The sequence below is a fragment of the Azotobacter beijerinckii genome (assembly GCF_900110885.1).
Taxonomy (GTDB): Bacteria; Pseudomonadota; Gammaproteobacteria; order Pseudomonadales; family Pseudomonadaceae; genus Azotobacter; species Azotobacter beijerinckii.
Genome location: NZ_FOFJ01000060.1, coordinates 1 through 19,936, shown reverse-complemented (window position 1 = coordinate 19,936; position 19,936 = coordinate 1). Strand labels below are relative to the sequence as shown.

Annotated in this window: 18 protein-coding genes and 2 pseudogenes; 5 read left to right on the top strand and 15 right to left on the bottom strand. The window is 63.0% G+C overall.

The window, feature by feature from the left end:
• The coding region (locus BMY22_RS19185; RefSeq protein ID WP_090624721.1) for a YbfB/YjiJ family MFS transporter at positions 1 to 1,161 on the top strand (1,161 nt) is incomplete at its 5' end.
• A 391-nt stretch (positions 1,162 to 1,552) separates the two neighbouring features.
• Here BMY22_RS19185 and BMY22_RS19180 read toward each other — a convergent pair.
• The 15 genes and pseudogenes from BMY22_RS19180 to melA all read right to left on the bottom strand — a co-directional run.
• Positions 1,553 to 2,458 (bottom strand): annotated as a pseudogene (locus BMY22_RS19180) (molybdopterin cofactor-binding domain-containing protein); the annotation flags it as partial.
• Between the two features lie 16 nt (positions 2,459 to 2,474).
• Positions 2,475 to 2,855, bottom strand: coding sequence for an MFS transporter (locus tag BMY22_RS25020; protein ID WP_244158923.1), 381 nt, complete (start codon positions 2,853 to 2,855; stop codon positions 2,475 to 2,477).
• Between the two features lie 73 nt (positions 2,856 to 2,928).
• Positions 2,929 to 3,108, bottom strand: coding sequence for a hypothetical protein (locus BMY22_RS25015; RefSeq protein WP_244158922.1), 180 nt, complete (start codon positions 3,106 to 3,108; stop codon positions 2,929 to 2,931).
• Between the two features lie 362 nt (positions 3,109 to 3,470).
• Positions 3,471 to 4,272 (bottom strand): annotated as a pseudogene (locus tag BMY22_RS19170) (LysR family transcriptional regulator).
• Between the two features lie 87 nt (positions 4,273 to 4,359).
• Positions 4,360 to 5,340 (bottom strand): glucokinase, encoded by a 981-nt coding sequence (locus tag BMY22_RS19165; RefSeq protein ID WP_090624719.1) that lies wholly within the window; start codon positions 5,338 to 5,340, stop codon positions 4,360 to 4,362.
• Positions 5,337 to 5,495, bottom strand: coding sequence for a hypothetical protein (locus BMY22_RS24485; RefSeq protein ID WP_167363774.1), 159 nt, complete (start codon positions 5,493 to 5,495; stop codon positions 5,337 to 5,339). The genes BMY22_RS19165 and BMY22_RS24485 overlap by 4 nt, the downstream gene beginning before the upstream one ends.
• Before the next feature lie 205 nt (positions 5,496 to 5,700).
• On the bottom strand, positions 5,701 to 5,949 hold the full coding sequence (locus tag BMY22_RS19160; protein ID WP_208599343.1) for a DDE-type integrase/transposase/recombinase: 249 nt from the start codon (positions 5,947 to 5,949) through the stop codon (positions 5,701 to 5,703).
• Positions 5,950 to 6,089: 140 nt separating this feature from the next.
• Entirely contained in the window at positions 6,090 to 7,124 is a 1,035-nt protein-coding gene (mgrA, locus tag BMY22_RS19155; RefSeq protein ID WP_090624717.1) for an L-glyceraldehyde 3-phosphate reductase, read from the bottom strand.
• 411 nt (positions 7,125 to 7,535) lie between these two features.
• Entirely contained in the window at positions 7,536 to 8,756 is a 1,221-nt protein-coding gene (locus BMY22_RS19150) for a maltoporin (RefSeq protein WP_090624715.1), read from the bottom strand.
• Positions 8,757 to 9,110: 354 nt separating this feature from the next.
• Positions 9,111 to 10,805 carry a glycoside hydrolase family 13 protein gene (locus BMY22_RS19145; RefSeq protein WP_090624722.1) on the bottom strand — a complete coding sequence of 565 codons (1,695 nt, stop codon included), beginning with the start codon at positions 10,803 to 10,805 and terminating at the stop codon, positions 9,111 to 9,113.
• A gap of 112 nt (positions 10,806 to 10,917) precedes the next feature.
• Positions 10,918 to 11,775 (bottom strand): aldose 1-epimerase, encoded by an 858-nt coding sequence (locus BMY22_RS19140; protein ID WP_090624714.1) that lies wholly within the window; start codon positions 11,773 to 11,775, stop codon positions 10,918 to 10,920.
• A 14-nt stretch (positions 11,776 to 11,789) separates the two neighbouring features.
• On the bottom strand, positions 11,790 to 12,644 hold the full coding sequence (locus tag BMY22_RS19135; protein WP_090624712.1) for an SMP-30/gluconolactonase/LRE family protein: 855 nt from the start codon (positions 12,642 to 12,644) through the stop codon (positions 11,790 to 11,792).
• A 141-nt stretch (positions 12,645 to 12,785) separates the two neighbouring features.
• Complete coding sequence (locus BMY22_RS19130; protein WP_090624711.1) at positions 12,786 to 13,568, bottom strand: SDR family NAD(P)-dependent oxidoreductase; 783 nt, start codon at positions 13,566 to 13,568, stop codon at positions 12,786 to 12,788.
• 134 nt (positions 13,569 to 13,702) lie between these two features.
• Positions 13,703 to 15,016, bottom strand: a complete 1,314-nt coding sequence (locus tag BMY22_RS19125) for an oligosaccharide MFS transporter (RefSeq protein ID WP_090624709.1) — start codon at positions 15,014 to 15,016, stop codon at positions 13,703 to 13,705.
• A 285-nt stretch (positions 15,017 to 15,301) separates the two neighbouring features.
• Positions 15,302 to 16,627 (bottom strand): alpha-glucosidase/alpha-galactosidase, encoded by a 1,326-nt coding sequence (melA, locus tag BMY22_RS19120; protein WP_090624708.1) that lies wholly within the window; start codon positions 16,625 to 16,627, stop codon positions 15,302 to 15,304.
• 334 nt (positions 16,628 to 16,961) lie between these two features.
• Between melA and BMY22_RS19115 the strand changes: the two genes are divergently transcribed.
• From BMY22_RS19115 to dgoD, 4 genes are all read left to right on the top strand, one after another.
• Entirely contained in the window at positions 16,962 to 17,126 is a 165-nt protein-coding gene (locus BMY22_RS19115; protein WP_244158921.1) for a hypothetical protein, read from the top strand.
• Entirely contained in the window at positions 17,123 to 18,088 is a 966-nt protein-coding gene (locus BMY22_RS19110; RefSeq protein WP_090624706.1) for a 2-dehydro-3-deoxygalactonokinase, read from the top strand. The genes BMY22_RS19115 and BMY22_RS19110 overlap by 4 nt, the downstream gene beginning before the upstream one ends.
• Entirely contained in the window at positions 18,081 to 18,704 is a 624-nt protein-coding gene (locus BMY22_RS19105; RefSeq protein WP_090624704.1) for a 2-dehydro-3-deoxy-6-phosphogalactonate aldolase, read from the top strand. Before BMY22_RS19110 ends, BMY22_RS19105 begins: the two co-directional genes overlap by 8 nt.
• A 79-nt stretch (positions 18,705 to 18,783) precedes the next feature.
• Positions 18,784 to 19,932 carry a galactonate dehydratase gene (gene dgoD, locus BMY22_RS19100; protein WP_090624702.1) on the top strand — a complete coding sequence of 383 codons (1,149 nt, stop codon included), beginning with the start codon at positions 18,784 to 18,786 and terminating at the stop codon, positions 19,930 to 19,932.
• Positions 19,933 to 19,936: the final 4 nt, after the last annotated feature.

The following is a 19,936-nucleotide window of genomic DNA, read 5'->3' as shown; positions in this document are numbered from 1 at the left end:
CTGTGCGCCAGCCTGGTCGGCATCGGCCTCGCCCGCTTCGCCTACACACCCTTGGTGTCCGCGCTGATCGACGGGCACTGGTTCTCCCCATCGGCAGTGGTCTACCTGGGGGCGGCCAATCTCGCCGGCTACCTCATCGGAGCACTGGGAGGACGGCCGCTCGCCGCCCGCTGGTCGAGCACCGGGGTGCTGCGCGCCATGATGGTACTGGTGGCCCTGTCGTTCTTCGCCTGCGCCGTACCGCTGTCCATGGCCTGGTTTTTCGGCTGGCGGCTGCTGTCCGGCATCGCCGGCGGGGTGATCATGGTGCTCGCGGCAAGTGCTATCCTGCCGCATGTCGCGCCGAACCGTCGCGGCCTGGCCAGCGGTGCGATCTTTCTCGGCGTCGGCCTGGGCATCGCCGGCTCGGGCAGCCTGGTGCCGTTCCTGCTCTCCTTCGGCCTGTTGCCGGCCTGGCTGGGTCTGGGCGGGGTAGCGTTGCTGCTGACCGCCACCAGCTGGTTCGGCTGGCCTCTGGAAAAGGCGCGTACGCCGGCCACCTCGAGCGCCGCCGACGTGCGCGGCTCGACGGGCCTCTACGTGCTGTTCGCCCAATACGCGTTGATGGCCGCCGGGCTGGTGGCGCCGATGATGTTTCTGGTCGATTACGTCAGCCGCGGCCTCGGCGCCGGCAGCCACAGCGGCGCGCTGGTCTGGACGCTGTACGGGGTGGGCGCCATCGCCGGGCCGGTGGTGTACGGTTTCCTGGCCGACCACTGGGGTGCGCGCTCGGCGATCCGCCTGGTGCTGCTGGTCCAGGCCGGCGCTCTCGCGGTACTGGTGACGGTCGCCGACCTGCGCCTGCTGGCCGTCGCGGCGCTGGTGATCGGGTCGTTTCCGCCCGGCATCGTGCCGCTGGCGCTGGCCCGCGTGCACCAGCTGGTTGCCGACCACCACCAGCAGAATGCCACCTGGAGCCGTGCCACCGTATCCTTCGCGAGCTTCCAGGCCCTGGCCGGCTACGCCTATTCGGCGCTGTTCTCCGCCAGCCACGGCCAGTACGCGCTGCTGTTCTCCGTCGCCATGGGCGCCATCGGCCTGGCCCTTGCCTTGGATCTGCTGCTGGTGTTCAAGGAAATATTCCGCCCCTCCAGTGGAGCGTTTTTATCTGACCGGCCATAACCGCACTGGCGGATATAACGTTTGCATTCGGTGGATGGGAATCGCTCCAGCAAGGTGCCGATGGCCGACCATTTGTTTGGAAAACTCAGCGTCTGCCCGCGTGGATGGGTATGCCAGGCCGTGCGGGCGCCCGGCGCGAAGGTGACGTGAGCGCCGCTGACCTGGCTGTATTCCGTGGGGGTGAACAGCATGTCGACCACGGCGTTGCCGGTGAAGTAGTCGGCCGGGCCCGCCATGCTGGCCTGGTCGCCATTGGGTATCACCTTGATGCCATCGGCGAGCGCGGCGCCGGTGCAGAGCTGGGCGAGAAGCAAGGTGGCTTGGAAGGGACGCTTCATGGTCGGCGGTTTCCTTACGGGTAGCGGGGGATGGGATGAGGCCGGCTGGCGCATCACGCGCCAGCGAAGCGGGTTCTGGACAGGGGAAGGCTGCGCACGCGCTGCCCGGTGAGCACCGCCACCGCGTTGATCACGGCCGGCGGGACGCCCGGAAGTCCGGGGGCGCCGCTCTCGACGATGCGCACATGCACGCGGGGCATCCGGTCGGGCGGCAGGATGGCGTAGGCGCCGAAGTTGCGCGCGCGGGGCATGCCGTTCTCGTAGACGACCTCCTCCAGCAGGGTGGACGAAAGCCCCAGCGCCACGGCGGACTTCACCTGGGCCTCGACGATGGCGGGGTTGACGATGCTGCCGGGGTCGAAGGCCACCCAAACATCGTGGACCAGCACCGAGCCGTCCTCGATGGACACCTCGGCGATGGTGGCGACCTCGCTGCCGAACGGCGACGCCATGGCCACGCCACGGGCGCGCTGGCTGCCGTCGCTCGCGGTGAAGGGGCCGCGTTTCCAGCCGCCCGAAAACTCGGCGACCGCCTGCAGCAGCGCCTTGTGCCGTGGTTTGTCGGCCAGCAGGCGCAGGCGCAGCGCGTACGGGTCCTGCTGGCCGGCATCGGCCACTTCATCGAGGAAGGATTCGTAGAAGAAGTCGTTCATCGAATGCCCGACCGAAGCCAAGGGTGGGCGGGTGTTCCAGGTAGACCTGGGCGACCCGTCGAGTGGGAATGGCGTAAGGCTTCCTGGCGATGCCTTCGACCGCCGCGTCGTTGGCCTTGTCCGGCTGGCGGCCGAACCAGCGCTCAGTGGGGCTCTCGCCGACGGCCTCGGCGTACAGGGCCTGCGGCAGGCCGTTCTGGTCGATTCCGGCGCGAAAGCGCGCGGCCCATCGGTCGCAGCGCATCGCGCAGGAACTCCTCTTCGCGGCTCCAGGCGTCCAACGGCCTTGGCCAGCTGGATGGCCCGGGCCGCGGCTTTTGGCTCAGGCCTGTGCCGGTCTCCTGATCCGGGTGCCGTTGCCGATGACCAGCACGGAAAGGATCAGCAGGACCCGCCTCCCAGCAGGGGGGGCGGAAGCATTGGCACGGTCCAGGAGCTGGCCACCCAGTGCACCGCCCATCATGATCGCCAGCTGGATCGAGGCGACCATCAGTCCGCCGCCGCTTTCCGGCTCGTCATCGATTTCCTTGGCCAGCCAGGTAGACCAGCACACCGGTATGGCAGCGTTCAGCGCTCCCAAGCCGACCATCATGGCCGCCACCGCCCAGAAGAGATGCCCGGCTTCCATCATGGCCAGGGTGGCGGCGGCAAGGGCCAGGGGGAGGTAGCGCAGGAGCGGGTAGAGGCGCTGCCGATGGAGCATGGCGCCGGCAAAGTGGGTTCCCGCGAATCGCCCATTTTCGCCAGCGACAGCAGCATCAGCAGGGTCATGCCCATCAGGACGTGCCGGCGATCGGCGCGATGAACAGGCTGGACAGCACCGCGAAGAAGCCGAACACGAAGAAGCCGAACACCGAGATGGCCTGTCCTGCCAGGCCCTGGGTGGCCTGCAGATCTTCGGCGATCGGTGTCAGCAGGCTGACCGGCATGAATTCGGCGGCGATCATCATCGCCACGCAAAGCGCCATGGAGCCCACGGCATGCCGATCTGCCGCCGGGCAGATACGGATTCGAGAGGTGAAGTCGTCATCGGGTCTACTCCGCTCCGGCAATGCGCAACCCGGCACCGCCTCGCGGAGGACGAGGTCGGATGAAGGTGCGGCTGGGCGTGCAGGACGTCGCGAGCGGGATGGTTCGCTTGCCGCCGCTGTTGGAGCCCCATGATAGGGAGGCCGGACTATGCGAAAAACACAAAACTCCGAATGGAGCCATGAGCCAGGGTGATTAATCCAGCCGACCGCGTGGCATGGCTCATCCGCGAATGGCGCCTCCCACCGCCGAAGGCCGTCCCGGAGCGGGAGCCTGCCTTCGGACGAGGCTATTCCCCGTAGTGCAGCGCCTCGATCAGGATCTGCATGGCCCGCAAGGTTTCGCGCTGGCTGGAGTAGTAGAGGTGATAGCCGGGAAAGGTGCACCACCAGCTCTTCATCACCGGCAGCAAGCGCCTGGATTCGAGATGCGGGCGCGCCAGGTCTTCGGGAACGTAGGCCAATCCATGCCCCGACAACGCGGCATTCACGATCTGGTAGATACCGTTGAACACCAGCTGGCCGTCTACCCGCACATTCAGCTCGCTCTGGTCCTTCCTGAGTTCCCAGGCGTACAGGTTGCCCCGCGTCGGGAGCCGGAGATTGATGCACGCGTGGTTCGTCAGGTCCTGGGGGTTGGCAGGCATCGCGCGCGAGGCGAAATACGCCGGCGCGCCGACGATGGCGAATTGCAGGTCGGGCGCGATGCGCACGGCCGAGCTGTCCCTGGTCAACTCATCGCCCAGGCGAACGCCGAAGTCATACCTGCCCTGGACGATATCGGTGAGGGCGTAGTCGGAACTCAGCTCCACCTTGATCTTCGGGTAGGCGGGCAGGATCCCGCAGCTCCGAGGCGATGTCCTTGAACCGCGGGGCGACCACGCGCAACAGCCGTTCGCCGGCCTCGGTGACCGATATGCGGGTGGTCCGCGTCAGCAGCCGCACCCCGAGCCGTGCTTCCAGTCCACGGATGGTGTGGCTGAGCATCGACTGGGAGATACCGAGCCGGGCGGCTGCGCGGGTGAAGCTGCGTTCCTCTTCCTCTGCAACCGAGATCAACGCGAGCAATTCGCTGTAGTGTTCCCGGGGCATCGATTCATTCCAGGCAGGACGGCGGAATTGTACCAATCAGGCACGACTTGTTCCGCTTTCACGTGCCCTCCCTCTCTTGTGCGCAGTTTATCTGCACGGGAAATTGCTGGTAGGTTCCAGCATTTGCTGCAAGGCAACGCCGGCGCCTTCTAGGCCCGGATATTCAGCTGTTACCAGCCAGACTGGCACACCTTTGAGGTAATGGCTCATGCTGCCCTTGTGGCACAAGCTGTCAGCAAAGCCACTAGATTGGAAAAAAGCTGCAAAGCGCGGAATTACACCGCCGACGATGTATACGCCCCCGCGAGCCCCCATGGTCAGTACATTGTTGCCTGTAACGCGCCCGAGCCAGATGCAGAACAAGCTCAGAACCTCCTTTGCAACCGGATCTCCGGCCAGAGCTGCAGCGCTGATCTCGGCTGGTGTGCTCAAATGCGGAACATACTTATCCAAAGCGCAAATAGAACGGTAGAGGCGTGTCAAACCGCTGCCACTGAGAATATCTTCAGCCCGCACATGGCCAAGCTCACCGAAGAGTTGCTGCCATAATGCCGCCTCACGCAGACTGCCAATGGGCAGATCAACATGTCCACCTTCACCGGACAGGACCTTCCATCGCTCTTTGTCATCAGGCAGCAGAGTACTGACACCCAGCCCCGTGCCTGGACCTATTACCAGCGATGGTCTGCCAGACTCCGCAACGCCAGGACAAATCTGAATGCGCTCACTTTCATGCAAGCGTGTCATACCCAGCGCCATAGCAGTAAAGTCATTGATCAATATCAGATTATCCAACTGTAATGCTTGGCGAAAAGCAGTACGGTTCAATGTCCAGTGATTGTTAGTGAAGCGAAAGTCCTCGCTAGACACTGGACCAGCACAGCCCAGACACAGATTAGAGAGCGTGTCTGGCGCCAATCCGAGGGAGGACAAGTAATGCTCTATTGCTAACTCCGGACTGGCAAAATCGGCAGCAGCCAATGTTTTTACTGACTCTATCTGCCCATTGATCCACAGAGCGAAGCGTGCATTAGTGCCTCCAATGTCGCCAACCAGTGCCAATTTCATTTCAGCTTCTCCAGCAGTGGATACCAAAACTTTTCTCCAGAAGAAATATTCGGTTGTCTCGATAAGCCGGCATGGAGTTCGTTATAGATAGAGCTGTTGCTAGTCTGATACTCATCAAAAACAATGAGGTCTAAAGGTTTCGAAGTGACTGGCATGGTTCTATCTCCTTGTTATTATGAATGATTGAAATAATAGAATATTATTGCTGCAAGCTAGTCGAGCTTAGGCATCGCCGCACCAACTGCGCCCGTCCTGGGTAATCGTCTATACTGTTATTTTGTTGATGCTTAGCCGAATGAGAACATGGCCCGCGAGGACAAGGAACTCACGCAGTGAGACATTCTGGCGTCGGAGCACGCGTCATCCGTTCCCAAGCTGCGAAGGATTGGGGACGTGCCTCTCGCTTCTGTTGCGTGCTGATTTGAAGCGGCGCATCACTTCCTCGAGTACTCGGGGCGACTGATGCGAATTCTCCGCCCGGTTGTTCAAGCCCTTGTGCTGGTGGTGTTCGAGGTTCAGTCCCATTTTCATGTTCGCCGCCGCATCACTTCCGAGCTTGTCGGTAACCGATACGCGAGGGCGACCGTGCATCCTGAGCAGCTTGCGCATGAGCCGCCTGTCTGTCGATCTCGGCCAGGATCAAGGCACCTGCCTTGACGAGGGCGCGGCGGGCGTCGCCAGGTTTCCTGCAATCCAGATTCCAGGGACAGGCGTAGTCCGGCTCGTTCCTGCAAAGACCGAGTACCTTGTCAGTCGGTGTAGGGCCTGTCCCAGAGGTTGACCCCGCTTTCGGCGGCATGGCGGTCGATCTCGGCCAACTCCTCGGCGTCGAATGCCAGGTTGTCCAGGGCGGCGACGTTCTCGACGAGCTGCTCAGGGCGGCTGGCGCCGATCAGCGCCGAGGTCACCCGCGTATCGCGCAGGAGCCAGGCCAGGGCCAACTGGGCCAGGCTCTGCCCGCGTCGGTGGGCGATCTCGGCAAGCGCCCGGGCGCGCCGGATGTTCGCCTCGGACAGGTACTCGGGGCGCAGCGAGGCGCCGCCGGGCCGGTTGACCCGTGCATCGGCGGGGATGCCGTTCAGGTACTTGCCGGTGAGCAGGCCTTGGGCCAGCGGGGTGAAGGCGATCACCCCGGCGCCGAGTTCCTCGGTGGTGGCCAGCAGGTCCTTTTCCAGCCAGCGGTTGAACAGATTGTAGGCTGGCTGGTGGATCAACAGCGGCACCCGGTGCTCGCGCAGCAGGGCGGCGATCTCCTGGGTCTTGCCTTCCGAATAGGCGGAGATGCCCACGTACAGCGCCTTGCCCTGGCGCACGGCGTCAGCCAGGGCGCCGGCGGTTTCCTCTAGCGGCGTGTCGGCGTCGAAGCGATGCGAGTAGAAGATATCCACATAATCGACGCCCAGGCGCTTGAGGCTCTGGTCGAGGCTGGCAAGCACATACTTGCGCGAGCCGCCGCCCTGGCCATAGGGGCCGGGCCACATGTCCCAGCCGGCCTTGGTGGAGAGGATCAGCTCGTCACGGTAGGCGCGGAAGTCCTCGCGCAGCAGGCGGCCGAAGTTGATCTCGGCGCTGCCGTAGGGGGGGCCGTAGTTGTTGGCCAAGTCGAAGTGGTTGATGCCGAGGTCGAAGGCGGTGCGCAGCAGGGCGCGCTGGGTGTCGAGCGGGGTGCTGTCGCCGAAGTTGTGCCACAGCCCCAGGGACAGGGCCGGCAGCACCAGGCCGCTGCGGCCGACGCGGCGGTAGGGGATGCGTTCGTAGCGGTTCGGAGCGGCGCTATAGCTCATGGGGATATTCCTTTTCACAGTGGCATGGGTAAGAACATATCGGCCATCGCCTCAGTCCATGATCCATAAAGACTTGATGGGGGCTGCTTGAGCCCCATGATAGAAGGCAGTACATCCCACGCGTAGGAGAGGTTTATGCCATGACAGGTAATTTTGTGCTCTTGGATATTGCTGTTCGGTGCAGTTGTTATCGATCGACGGATGCTCGCCCCAACATAGCGTTCTAGCCAGCGCCAGCAGCTGGTCAGATAGTTCTCCGCCGTGCTCGGGCATTCCGGGCAGACCTGCGACTGAGTTTTCCCCAGCCTGCTCCTGACTTGCGCGAGGATTGGTTTTATCCCGCACGATATCCGTCGCCAACCTTCGCGAGACTCATTAATGGTGCCGCTCCGGATCGCCAAGCGGCTCGCTTTATTTCCACCAGTACTCGACCTGTACGCCGAAGTTGCCGCCGTGGCGGTCGGAGCCGAAGGCGCCGGTGTCGGACAGTGTGGAGTCGGGAGCGGCCGCGCGCTGCGCCGCCTTGTTCCAGGTGGCGTAGGTATAGTAGACACGCAGTTCCGGACGCGCCCAGAAGCCCGGGCCAGCCGGCGACCAGGTCGGCGCGATGGTGAACTTGGTCAGCATGCGGGTGCCGTCGGGCGCCTTGATCTGGTCGCGCCCCACCTCGGCGCTCAGCTTGAACTGCTCGGTGAAGGCGTAGACCGGCCGCACGCCGATCGACAGCCAGCGCGAGTCGTCGCCGTCGGGACGGACGTCCTTCTGGTAGACCAGTTGGAACTGGCCGCCGAAGCGCTCCGTTGTCTGCCAGTCGAAGTACTCGACCAGGCGCCAGCTCTTGTTGTCGTTGTCCAGGGTCGGGTCGCCGGTATAACCCAGGCCCGTGCCCGGTCCCTCGCCGTATTGCAGGGCGAAGGTGTTGAACTTCCCGCCGAGAAAGCCCGCCTGCTTGTGCTGCACGCTCACGGCCCAGCCGCTGTGGGCATCGTTGCTGTCCGGCTTCTGCAGGTAGCTCAGGCCCACTTGCACCTCGCCGCCGGGATTGGTCTTGAAGCCGTTGACGTTGAAGTCGTGGCGGTTGATATAGGGCTCCTGGTTCTTGTTGTCCTTGCGCGAGAAGGCGTAGCTGTAGCGCAGGTCGCCGATGGGCACCTCGTCGAAACCGAAACCGGTAGCGCTCTGGTTCCAGTAGTAGAAGTCGGTCATGTGGATGTCATTCCGCTTGTAGTAGCGCCGGCCAAGCCAGAAATTGCCACCATTTAGAATGGACATGTTTTCCCATTTGACGAACATCTGCTGGATCCGTGAGGAGCCACCGCCATGTTCGTTGGAGTCCTTGAACTTCGGCATATGCCCAATCGGATTGTAAAAGCCGCCCATGCCCACGACGCTGAGCGTTGACCCATCGGCAAGTCGGACGACCTCTTGCTCTAGGCCAAGCTCGATCCACTGTTCACACTCGTTGCCGAGTCGGTATTTTGTGGGCGCACCGGGCAACTGGAAGCAGGATTGCGTACCACCTTTGGTAGAGCCACCGGCCCCCAGGCGATAATAACCTGTGAACTGCCAGGCTTGAACCGGAAAAGGAATGATGAGACAGGCACAACAAATTGGAAGCAGTATTTTTTTCATATCATTGTATTTTTGTTGTTTTTAGGATTTCGGATAAAGCGAGTATCTCGCTGGGAAAGCACTTGTTTTTCGAGTCGATGACTGCACTTCATAAGTCAAAGGGGGTCTATAAGCACATGAACGAAAATTTTCCAGGTTTGCCGCCGCTGCGAACCATATAGGCTCCCGTATTTCGGGGGGTTGCATGAGCAGGCATGGGGGCGAATATCGGATTATTTTTCTTCGAGTACTTTTCAGTTGTAACACCAGCACTTATTTGCTTTGGCCAAATATTTCCAGTTGAAGTTGAAGCCATTTGCGTGACCGAATGTTCGGTATCCTAGGCAGATACTGAACGTCGGGCATGCCGACACTTCAAGTTGAGGACGGTTGCGGTCGTGTCAACCAGACTGCCATATTGCCGGGTAGCTCGCCCGGCTCCTCTAGCTGCTCACTGGACAGCAGCACCTGACCACCCGCCGGCAGTGCCGTGGGCTGCGCCCCGAAGTTGATCAGGACGCGCAGGTCGCCATTGTCGAAGGCCAGCACGTCCTGGTCGGCGTCGAGCCAGCGCAGTTGGCCTTTGCCCAGCGTATATTCACGGCGTAATTGCAGGATCTGCCGATACAACTCCAGGGTGGAGCCGGATACGCCTTCCTGACGGTCCACGGCGTAGCGCGCGTACGCCGCCGGCTGCGGCAACCCGCTCTTGTCGCCCGAACCGAAGCCGAGAGACGGAGCCTGCGTCCTCCAGGGCAGAGGCACGCGGCAGCCGTCGCGGCCGATGTCCGCGCCCTGGGTGCGGACGAACATGGGGTCCTGGCGGTAACGGGCCTCCAGGGTAGTGTGTTCGGGCAGGCCCAGTTCCTCGCCCTGGTAGAGGTAGGCCGAGCCGGGCAGGGCCAGGGTCAACAGGGCCAGGGCGCGGGCGCGGCGCAGGCCAAGCGCCTCGTCCGGCTGCTCGCCGGCCGCATCGATGCCCCTGGGGTGGAGGCCTGGTTTGCTCAGACCATAGCGCGAAGGCGCGCGCACGACGTCGTGGTTTGAGGTCACCCAGGTGGTCGTCGCGCCCACCGCGGCCGACAGGGCCAGCGAGGCATCGATGACGTTCCTGAAGGCCGCCGCCTCCCAGCCTTCGAGCAGCAGGTAGTCGAAATTGAACGCCTGCTGCATCTCGTCGGGGCGGAGGTAGTTCGGCCGGGAGTGGGAGCCGACCACGGCCTCGGCCACCATCATGCGCTCGCCCGGGTATTCGTCGAGGATGCGGCGCCAGGCGCGGTAGATCTCGTGCACGCCGTCCTGGTCCCACATGGGGCCGACCAGCACGCCGTTTTCCTTGCGGTGTTCGGCATCGGGCAGTTCCGAGTCCTTGACCAGGCCGTGCGCCACGTCGACCCGAAAGCCGTCCACGCCCAAGTCCAGCCAGAAGCGCAGCACGTCCTCGAACTCGGCGCGAACCTGCGGGCTGTCCCAGTTGAGGTCGGGCTGCTTGCCGTCGAACAGGTGCAGATACCATTGGTGGTCGCCCGGCGCCCGCGACCAGGCCTGGCCGCCGAATACGCTCTGCCAGTTGTTGGGCGGCAGCTCGCCATTCGCGCTGCGACCGTCGCGAAACAGGTAGCGGGCGCGTTCGGGGCTGCCGGGTGGCGACTTGAGCGCCGCCTGGAACCAGGCGTGCTCGTCGGAGGTGTGGTTGGGTACCAGGTCGACGATAACCTTGATGCCCAGGGCATGGGCCTCGTGCAACAGCCGATCGAAATCCTCCAGCGTGCCGAACAGCGGATCGACCTCGCGGTAGTCGGCCACATCGTAGCCGGCATCGGCCTGGGGCGAGCGATAGAAGGGCGATAGCCACAGCGCATCCACACCCAGGCGCTTCAAATAAGGCAGCCGCGAGGCGATCCCCGGCAGATCGCCGATGCCGTCGCCGTTGGCGTCGGCGAAGGAGCGCGGGTAGATCTGATAGATGATCGCATCAGTCCACCACGCCAGCCCGGCCTCGGCTGCCTGGAGGCTGGCCGCGGAGGCGCCGCCCGGGAGCGCCTCCAAGGGCGAAGTCACAGCAGTCATGGCGACGGTGCTTGAAAGTTTGCGACGAAACATATGCGCTTCCTGTTGTCGAGCCTGTCGACGAGCGACAGGCGGCGTTGCTGTGTGCATCGGCCGAAAAAGAAGAAAATCGCTACAGCGGTCGGTAGGTTAGGATCATGCGCATATCGATCTTTTGATTGCACTGCAGCAGTTGCAGTCCTGGTCGGCCTTCCAAGTGATGTGCATTGATGGGATGGGAAACCGGCTCGAAGCAGAAGAAGTCTTTGCCCGGCGGGGTATAAAGTACAAAGAATCTGGAGTTGGTGGCCGAACACTCCAACTGATAACCGGTGTCCGGCTGGTTTATCAGAAACCTGCCGTCCCAGCCGGAAAAGGCATGGTCGATCAGGGTCTTCGGCAACCTGTTGGCATCGGTGAAACGCCAGTCGCCCTCGATGGCGCTTTCGACGCGCGGCAAGCGCCGGTTTTCCTCGAACCAGACGGCTTCGGCAAAAGCCTGAAGTTGCGTGTTTTCCCAGCGGGGGAAAAACGGGTGAAGCCCGATTCCATACCAGGCCGGGTGGTGATCCATATGTTCCACCGTCAATTCCAGGATCAGCCTTTCGCCAGCCAAGATGAATTTTTGCTCGGCCTTATAGGGATAGGGAGCTTGGGAGACCAACCGAAGTACCGCCTCTTCGGCTGACCGGCTGACAACTTCCCATGGCTGATGCCAGGCGGTGCCATGGATGGGATAGGGTTCACCTTCCTGGAAACAGGACAAGGAAAGCCATCCCTGTGCGGTTTCATAGCCGCTGTGCTCTATCCGGTTCGACCAGGGCACCAATGGAAAGCAGGCAAGTTTTCCCCAACTGTACGGCGCATGTTTGTTATCGACCGGGCTTTGGAGTAGTGGCTGGCCAGAATCGAGGGCAACCCAACTTGCAATGCCTCCACCGAGTTCGGGGAGTAGTTCAAGACGCGTCGATTCATTCTGCAGGGTAATCATGAAAACCCACCAACCTAGAGGATGACTTGATATTCGGGCAGACCTTGAATCCCGAGTTCGAAACTGAAGGTCGATCCGGCATGCCGCGACGCCGGATCGGACGGCTCTTGCTGTGCGGAGGTCGCAAACAAGGTGGTCAGGTTCTCGCCGCCGAACGCCACGCAGGTCATGTTTTTCGCCGGACAGTCAAGGATGCTCTCCAGCATGCCGTTTGGCGTATAGCGGACAATGATTCCCGCACCCCAGGTGGCATTCCAGAGATGGCCAAAGTTGTCCACGGTTGCACCGTCCGGGTTATAGCCAAGATCCCGGCAGTTTATGAATAATTCGGGCTCGTCCACCGGCCAGCCATCATGCTCCGCCAGAGGTTGGCGCCAGATCATGCCTTCGGCGGTATCTGCGAAATATCCATAGCGGCGGTCCGGCGAAAAGCAGATGGCATTGGGGATGGTGATGGAGGGAAACAGGGGCCGGAGTTCTCCCTTGAAGTATCGATAGATGGCCCCGGCCTTGTATTGCGCCTGTTTTCCCATGGTTCCGATCCAGAATCCTCCCCAAGGATCGGCACGGCCGTCGTTCGACCGGGTGACAGGGTTTTCGACCTCCAATGGGATAACCCGGCATTGTTTTCCGGTATCGATATCGAAGGTAAATAGTTCCCTCTCGCCAGCAATTAGAAGTGTGCTTGAGTCCACCCATCCTGCGGCCGATACGCAACCATCGAAGCCCCACTCTTGCTGGCGTCCCGCAAAGCTGGAAAGCAACTTGCGGCCAAGAATATCGAACCAGAACAGCTGTTTCCGCTCGGGATGCCAGACTACGCCTTCGCCCAAGATACAGCTTCGTGCATCGAACACATCATGAATCATGAACACTATCCTGAGTTTTGCACGGCATCGCCCGGCGACTTTTAAGTTACAAAGTCGATCCTATGCAGAAACCGTAAGGAGTAGAGCCGACAACCCCGAGGCAACAAAAACACTCCAGGGCTGATTTTTTATCGAACAGACTTATACCCAGCCGCCATCGACGACGAAGTTCTGCGCGGAACACATGGCCGCCGCGTCGGAGGCCAGGAACAGCGCCATGCTGGCGATATGCGCCGGCTCCAGATTGCCCGGCAGGCACTGGCTGCGCTTGATCAGCTCTCTGGCCGCGTCGTCGACCCAGAGGGCGAGCTGCTTGTCGGTCATCACCCAGCCTGGAACCAGGGTATTGACCCGGATACGGTAGGGCCCCAGCTCGCGCGCCAGGGTCTTGGTCAGGCCGTGGGTGGCCGCCTTGCTGGCCGCGTAGACCGGATAGCCACTGGAGCCCATCATCCAGCCGATGGAGCCGAAGTTGATGATCGAGCCGCCGCCGGCGGCCTTCATCATCGGCGCCACCGCCTGGATGGCGAAGAAGGCGTGCTTGAGGTTCACGGCGATCAACTGGTCGAACCTGTCGGAACCGACCTCTTCCAGGGTGTGGCGAGTGTCGCTGGCGGCATTGTTTATCAGGGCAGTGATCGGCCCAAGGGCCTTGGCGAGGCCCTCGATAGCCTCCCGATAGGCGCTTTCCCGGGTGATGTCGCAGCAGCAAAAACCGACCTCGTGTCCCTCGGCAAGCAGCTCGGCTTCCAGCTTTTCGCCGGCCTCCCGCGCGATGTCGACGAAGGCGACCCGGGCGCCCTGTCGGGCGAAGGCGCGGACCATGGCTTCGCCGATCCCCGATCCGCCGCCAGAAATCAGCACGGTCTTGCCCTTGAGGTCCGGATAGACGGGATGCAGGTCCATTTTCTTGCTCGATACCATATCAACCTCTCAATGTGTCTCTTGTTGTTCATGGCCATCGCATGACTTGGCCGGCTCGCCGATCTGCAAGGTTTTATCTTGATTTCCTGCACATCGGCTGGCCGGTTGCTTTCAGGCGATTGATTCAGTTATCGCTACTTCGAGATCAGCGCTGGGAACAGCGCAGGGGCGTCGATCACGGCAGGGCCGTCCTCGCGGGTGTCCGCCGAGTAGGTACTTTTATGCCTGCCCCGGTCGAGGGTGAATATCGAAACGACGGTGAACAGAAGGGCCAGGCTGCCCAGGAGCAGGTAACCTTCTCTGAAGCCGAAAGCTTCATACATATACCCGGCAAGGGGGGAAATGAAGCTGATACCAAGCCCCTTGGCGAAGACGAAGCCTGCCATGTAGATGGTCGCGGATAGGCGCGCGTCGAAAGCATCCTCGATATATTTGAACATGCCGATATAGATCAGCGGGACTTCCAGGGCATGCAGCATCTTCAGGGCAACCACTTCGGCGGGACTTGAGGCGAAGCCGGAGCCGATGATGCGCAGCGACATCACGAACCCGGCAACGATCAAGGCGTTCTTTCCGCCGATACGAGTCAATACCCAAGGAATGCAGAACATCATGAGCGCGACCGAGCCTTCGGTCAGGGTCGTGATGAAACCGAATACGCGGGTGCCCTGCTGTGGTGAGTCGAAGAAGCTGCAGAAGAACTTCACGAATTGCTGGTCGAATACGTCGTAGAGGCAGGCGACGCCTACGACATAAAGCACCAGGAACCAGAAGCGACGATCGAACAACAATTTTTTGACCGTCGCGTAGGAAACAGGCGCCGGCTTTTCTTGCAGTCCATCGGTCTGTGCAACGGTTGAGCTCGGTCGGATCCTCCAGAACAACAGGGCCAGCACCAGGGCGCAGCCCGAGCCGATCCAGAAGATCGATTCGGGATTGCTACTGATGAGCGTTCCCGAGACGGCAGCGGAACTTCCATAGCCAATGGCCCCGAACATGCGCACCCGGCCATAGGTGATATCACCGGCCCGACAGGCTTTCTCGATATAGGCTTCCAGTGTCCCGGCGCCGGCGGCGAAGATGATGCCCAGGTAGATACCGCCGGCGCATACGCCGAGCAATAGGTTTTCCGTCAGCAGGGGTACGAAAACCCACTTCATGTAGGGGGCCAGCAGGACCAGCAGGGCGATAATGCACCAGAGAAGATGCTTGCGGTTGTCTAGGCGATCAGTCAGGAGTCCGAATACCGGCTGGAGTAGCAGAGCGAATATCGCCAGGGAAGCGAAGAGCAGGCCTATGGCACCGGCATCCAGCTTGGCCGCATCGCCAAGCCAGATAGCGAGGAAGGGAACCGTTCCGCCAAAGATGAAGAAATATAGGAAAAAGATCATGCCGTATTTGAAATAGGGAATAGCACGATCCGCTGCAGCATTGAGCGTCAAGTTCATTGGTATACCCCGGACTCATTGTTTTTATCGGGAAATTTTTCGTTTTGACTTTGACAGACCATCAGGACTCATCTGGCCGGCTTTTTCAGGGCGCTATGCGCGAGCGAGGCCTGAGGGCGGTCAAGTCCGCTCTATGTCTCGTTGAAAAGCCAACCCTCGAGACAGGGTTTTCGCTCAGCCGAGAGAGTCGAATTGGGGCAGGGCGGGTAAACCGTCCGGTCGTTCAGGTTTCCTGACCGAACATCGTTCACCGCCCTGTCGCAAACCGCTCCTCCGGGAGGGCGGTTAGCTCAGGTGCGGCAGCCAACCCTGGTGGGCCTCGATCAACTCGTCCACCAGGGTGTCGATTTCGTCAAGACTGAGCTCGGCGGCGGTATGCGGGTCGAGCATCGCCGCCTGCTTGACGTGCTCGCGTCGGCCGCTGGCCAGCGCTTCCACCGTCAGGGTCTGCACGTTGATGTTGGTCTGCATCAGGGCGGCGAGGCCGACCGGCAGGTCGCCGATGCGGGTCGGCTGGATGCCGTTGTGATCGACCACGCAAGGCACCTCGACGCAGGCGCTTTCCGGCAGGTTGGCGATCAGCCCGGTATTCATGACGTTGCCGTTGATGAGGGTGGGCCGGCCGGTGAGTTCGGCTTCGATGATCTGCGAGGCGTATTCGTGACTGCGGCAAATCTTGAGGCCTTCGCCTTGCAGAAGAGCTTTTTCTTGCTGCGCCCAGTCGTTGATCTGCACCTCGCAACGGCGGATGTATTCGTCGAGCGGAATATTGAACTGCTCGATCAGGTCGGGGCGATGGCGCTTGATGAACCAGGGCACGTATTCGGCGAAGTGCTCGGAAGACTCGGTGACGAAATGCCCGAAATGCTTGAACACTTCGTAACGGACCCGGTTCCAGTCGGGCACTTTGCCGGTCTCGAGCACTGAGCGGATGCGCGGATACAGGTCCTCGGTGCGGCCGTCCGGCAGTAAGCGCTCGAAGGACAGGTAGAAGGCCATGTGGTTGATACCTGCGCAGCGGTAACGAATCTCGTCGATCGGTACGCCGATGTCTTCAGCCAGCTCCTTCGCCGTTCCCTGCACGGAATGGCAGAGGCCGACGGTGCGGATTTCCGGGGTAAAACGATTCAGCGCCAGGCAGTTGATCGCCATCGGATTGACGTACTGCAACATCAGCGCCTGGGGGCAGAGTTCGCGCATGTCCTTGGCGATGTCAACCAGCACGGGCGCGGTGCGCAGGCCGCGCATGATGCCGCCGATGCCCAGAGTGTCGCCGATGGTCTGGCGCAGGCCGTGGCGCTTCGGCACCTCGAAGTCGGTGACGGTGCCGGGCTTGTAGCCGGCCACCTGGATCATGGTGATCACGTAGTCGGCGCCGTCCAGAGCGCGGCGTCGGTCGGTGGTGGCTTCGAAGGTGGGCGAGGCGCCGAGCGCCTCGGCGATCTTGCCGGCGACCAGTTGTGAGGTTTCCAGCCGGTGCGGGTCGATGTCCATCAGGGCGATATGGGCATTGCGCAGCTTCTCGACCTGCAACAGGTCGCCCAGCAGGTTCTTCATGAATACCGTCGAACCGGCGCCTATCAGGGCGATCTTGGTGGCTTTGAGCGTCATCTGCTTCTCCTCTTGTTTTACTTGTAATAAGCACTGGTAAAAACATATCTAGCTGACATATCGGTTCGGGGGCCAAGAAGACTCGGCAAGAACCGCTTGAATTCCATGGTAGGAGCCGGTTCACCACTCGAATAGAAGAGATTCATGCCATGACGGGTAATTTTGTGCTCCGCACTATGTAAGCGAAGGGGCCAGCCATATACCTTTCGTCATAGGTTGGCTTGGCTCTGGTCGGCCCGGGACGTTGAGTCTTGGCACAGTGTGAAGCAAACTCTGCATGTTTTAATATGTGGGATGTTATCTCATATGTTGAAACAAACGAAAATCCAGTTTAGTGTCTTTCCGCAGGAGGCGCGACGCCGGTGGCACCATCGTCGCCGCGCTCAGCGTGACCGGCGCCATTCCCTTCATGCCGGAGGCGCGCCTGCGCGACCTGCGTCCCGAGGCGATCGCCTGCGCCCGGGCCATCTCCCACGAACTGGGTTGGAACCAACCATGAGCGACTCTGAGATTCCGCGTCTGATCGGCCTCGACTGGGGCACCTCCTCGCTGCGCGCCTACCTGCTGGGCGAGGGCGGCCGCGTGCTGGACAGCCGCGCCGAGCCCTGGGGCATCCAGCACGTGCCCGACGGCGACTTCGCCCGCGCCTTCGCCGCCCTGACCGGCGACTGGCGCGCCCGCTGGGCCGACCTGCCGGCGCTGGCCGCCGGCATGATCGGCAGCACCCAGGGCTGGCAGGAGGTGCCCTACGTGGAATGCCCGGCCGACGCCGCGCGGCTGGTCGGCGGCCTGCGGCGGATCGACAGCGGCGACGGCGGCTACCTGCACCTGGTGCCCGGGGTGCTGGACGCCGGCGCGCTGCCGAACGTCCTGCGCGGCGAGGAAACCCAGCTGTTCGGCGCCCTGCAGCTGGCTCCGGAGCTGGCCGCCAAGGCCCTGCTGGTGCTGCCGGGCACCCACTCGAAATGGGTCACGGTCGAAGGCGGCGCCATCCGCCATTTCTCCACATATATGACCGGCGAGCTGTTCGCCGTGCTGCGCGACCACTCGATCCTCGGCCGCCCGGCCCGGGCGCAGGGCAGCCGGCCTTCGCCGGAAGCCTTCGCCCGCGGCCTGGATCTGGCTCGCGAGGGCGCCGTCGCCGGCCGCCTGTTCAGCACCCGCAGCCTGGTGCTGACCGGACGCCTGACCGCCGAGGAGAGCCTCGACTACCTCTCCGGCCTGCTGATCGGCGAGGAGCTGCGCTGTGCCCTCGCCAGCCTCGACGGCGCCTGCCCGCCGCTGGTGCTGATCGGCGACGGCGCGCTGTGCCGGCGCTACCGCGAGGCCCTGCGGCAGTTCGGCGTGGAGGACGTGCGCCTCCTCGAGGAGGCCGGCAGCGCCGGACTCTGGCGGATCGCCGAGGCCGCCGGCCTGCTCGCCACCCCCGCCATCCCCACCTGGAGTACCGACTATGTTTGACGCCTGCATGCGCCAGCTGCCGCTGGTGGCCATCCTCCGCGGCATCACCCCCGAGGAGATCCTGCCGGTCGGGCAGGCCCTGTACGAGGCCGGCTTCCGCCTCATCGAGGTCCCCCTGAACTCGCCGCAACCGCTGGAGAGCATCCGCCGGCTGGCCGCCGCGCTGGGCGAGCGCTGTCTGGTCGGCGCCGGCACCGTGCTCGAGGTGGCCCAGATCGAGGCGGTCGCCGCCGCCGGCGGCCGGCTGATCGTGATGCCGCACAGCGATGTGCGGCTGATCCGTGCGGCCAAGGCCGCCGGGCTGTTCTGCGCCCCCGGCGTGGCCACCCCGACCGAGGGCTTCGCCGCGCGGGAAGCCGGCGCCGACGCGCTCAAGCTGTTCCCGGCCGAGCAGTTCGGCCCGGCGGTGGTCAAGGCCTGGCGCGCGGTGTTTGCCCGCGAGATCGCCCTGCTGCCGGTCGGCGGCGTCACCCCCGACACCCTGCAGCCCTACCTCGACGCCGGCGCCAGCGGCTTCGGCCTGGGCTCGGCGCTGTACCAGCCGGGCCTGAGCGCCGCCGAGGTCGGGCAGCGGGCCGCGGCCTTCGTCGCCGCCTGGCGGCGCACGCAGGGCTGAGGCGCCGCAGGCCCGCGTTACCTGGAATTCCCCAAACCCCACGGCAGGCCCCACCTGCCCGCACAACAAGAGGCAAACCATGAAGATCACCCGACTGACCACCTACATCGTCCCGCCGCGCTGGCTGTTCCTGAAGGTCGAGACCGACGAGGGCCTCGTCGGCTGGGGCGAGCCGATCGTCGAAGGGCGCGCGCACAGCGTGGCGGCGGCCGTCGCGGAGCTGGCCGACTACCTGGTCGGCAAGGACCCGCGGCTGATCGAGGATCACTGGAACGTACTCTACCGCGCCGGCTTCTACCGCGGCGGCCCGACCCACATGAGCGCCCTGGCCGGCATCGACCAGGCGCTCTGGGACATCAAGGGCAAGGCGCTCGGCGTGCCGGTGCACGCCCTGCTCGGCGGCCAGTGCCGCGAGCGCATCAAGGTCTACTCGTGGATCGGCGGCGACCGCCCGGCCGACGTCGCCCGCGCCGCCCGCGAGGTGGTCGGCCGCGGCTTCAGCGCGGTGAAGATGAACGGTACCGAGGAACTGCAGTTCGTCGACTCCTACGCCAAGATCGACGCGGCGGTGGCCAACGTGGCGGCGGTACGCGAAGCGGTGGGTCCGGACATCGGCATCGGCGTGGACTTCCACGGCCGGGTGCACAAGCCGATGGCCAAGATCCTGGCCAGGGAGCTGGAGCCCTACCGGCTGATGTTCATCGAGGAGCCGGTGCTCAGCGAGAACTACGAGGCGCTGCGCGACATTCGCGAGCACACCTCGACGCCGATCGCCCTCGGCGAGCGGCTGTTCTCGCGCTGGGACTTCAAGCGGGTGCTGGCCGACGGCTTCGTCGACATCATCCAGCCCGACCCCTCGCACTCCGGCGGCATCACCGAGACGCGCAAGATCGCGGCGATGGCCGAGGCCTACGACGTCGCCCTGGCGCTGCACTGCCCGCTGGGACCGATCGCCCTGGCCGCCAACCTGCAACTGGACGCGGTCTGTTACAACGCCTTCATCCAGGAGCAGAGCCTGGGCATCCACTACAACGAGAGCAACGACATCCTCGACTACCTGGTCAAGCCGGAAGTGTTCGCCTACCGCGACGGTTTCGTCGACATCCCCCAGGGGCCGGGCCTGGGCATCGAGGTCAACGAGACGTACGTGCGGGAGCGTGCCGAGGTCGGTCACCGCTGGCGCAACCCGGTGTGGCGCCATGCCGACGGTAGCGTCGCCGAATGGTAAGTCC

Coding starts and splice junctions, on each gene's coding strand:
- BMY22_RS19130 (WP_090624711.1), bottom strand. CDS start 13,568: ATGGTATCGAGCAAGAAAATGGACCTGCATCCCGTCTATCCGGACCTC.
- BMY22_RS25020 (WP_244158923.1), bottom strand. CDS start 2,855: ATGCTCCATCGGCAGCGCCTCTACCCGCTCCTGCGCTACCTCCCCCTG.
- BMY22_RS19135 (WP_090624712.1), bottom strand. CDS start 12,644: ATGATTCATGATGTGTTCGATGCACGAAGCTGTATCTTGGGCGAAGGC.
- BMY22_RS19125 (WP_090624709.1), bottom strand. CDS start 15,016: ATGAACTTGACGCTCAATGCTGCAGCGGATCGTGCTATTCCCTATTTC.
- BMY22_RS19165 (WP_090624719.1), bottom strand. CDS start 5,340: ATGAAATTGGCACTGGTTGGCGACATTGGAGGCACTAATGCACGCTTC.
- BMY22_RS19145 (WP_090624722.1), bottom strand. CDS start 10,805: ATGACTGCTGTGACTTCGCCCTTGGAGGCGCTCCCGGGCGGCGCCTCC.
- BMY22_RS19160 (WP_208599343.1), bottom strand. CDS start 5,949: ATGCGCAAGCTGCTCAGGATGCACGGTCGCCCTCGCGTATCGGTTACC.
- BMY22_RS19110 (WP_090624706.1), top strand. CDS start 17,123: ATGAGCGACTCTGAGATTCCGCGTCTGATCGGCCTCGACTGGGGCACC.
- dgoD (WP_090624702.1), top strand. CDS start 18,784: ATGAAGATCACCCGACTGACCACCTACATCGTCCCGCCGCGCTGGCTG.
- mgrA (WP_090624717.1), bottom strand. CDS start 7,124: ATGAGCTATAGCGCCGCTCCGAACCGCTACGAACGCATCCCCTACCGC.
- BMY22_RS19150 (WP_090624715.1), bottom strand. CDS start 8,756: ATGAAAAAAATACTGCTTCCAATTTGTTGTGCCTGTCTCATCATTCCT.
- melA (WP_090624708.1), bottom strand. CDS start 16,627: ATGACGCTCAAAGCCACCAAGATCGCCCTGATAGGCGCCGGTTCGACG.
- BMY22_RS19140 (WP_090624714.1), bottom strand. CDS start 11,775: ATGATTACCCTGCAGAATGAATCGACGCGTCTTGAACTACTCCCCGAA.
- BMY22_RS19105 (WP_090624704.1), top strand. CDS start 18,081: ATGTTTGACGCCTGCATGCGCCAGCTGCCGCTGGTGGCCATCCTCCGC.
- BMY22_RS24485 (WP_167363774.1), bottom strand. CDS start 5,495: ATGCCAGTCACTTCGAAACCTTTAGACCTCATTGTTTTTGATGAGTAT.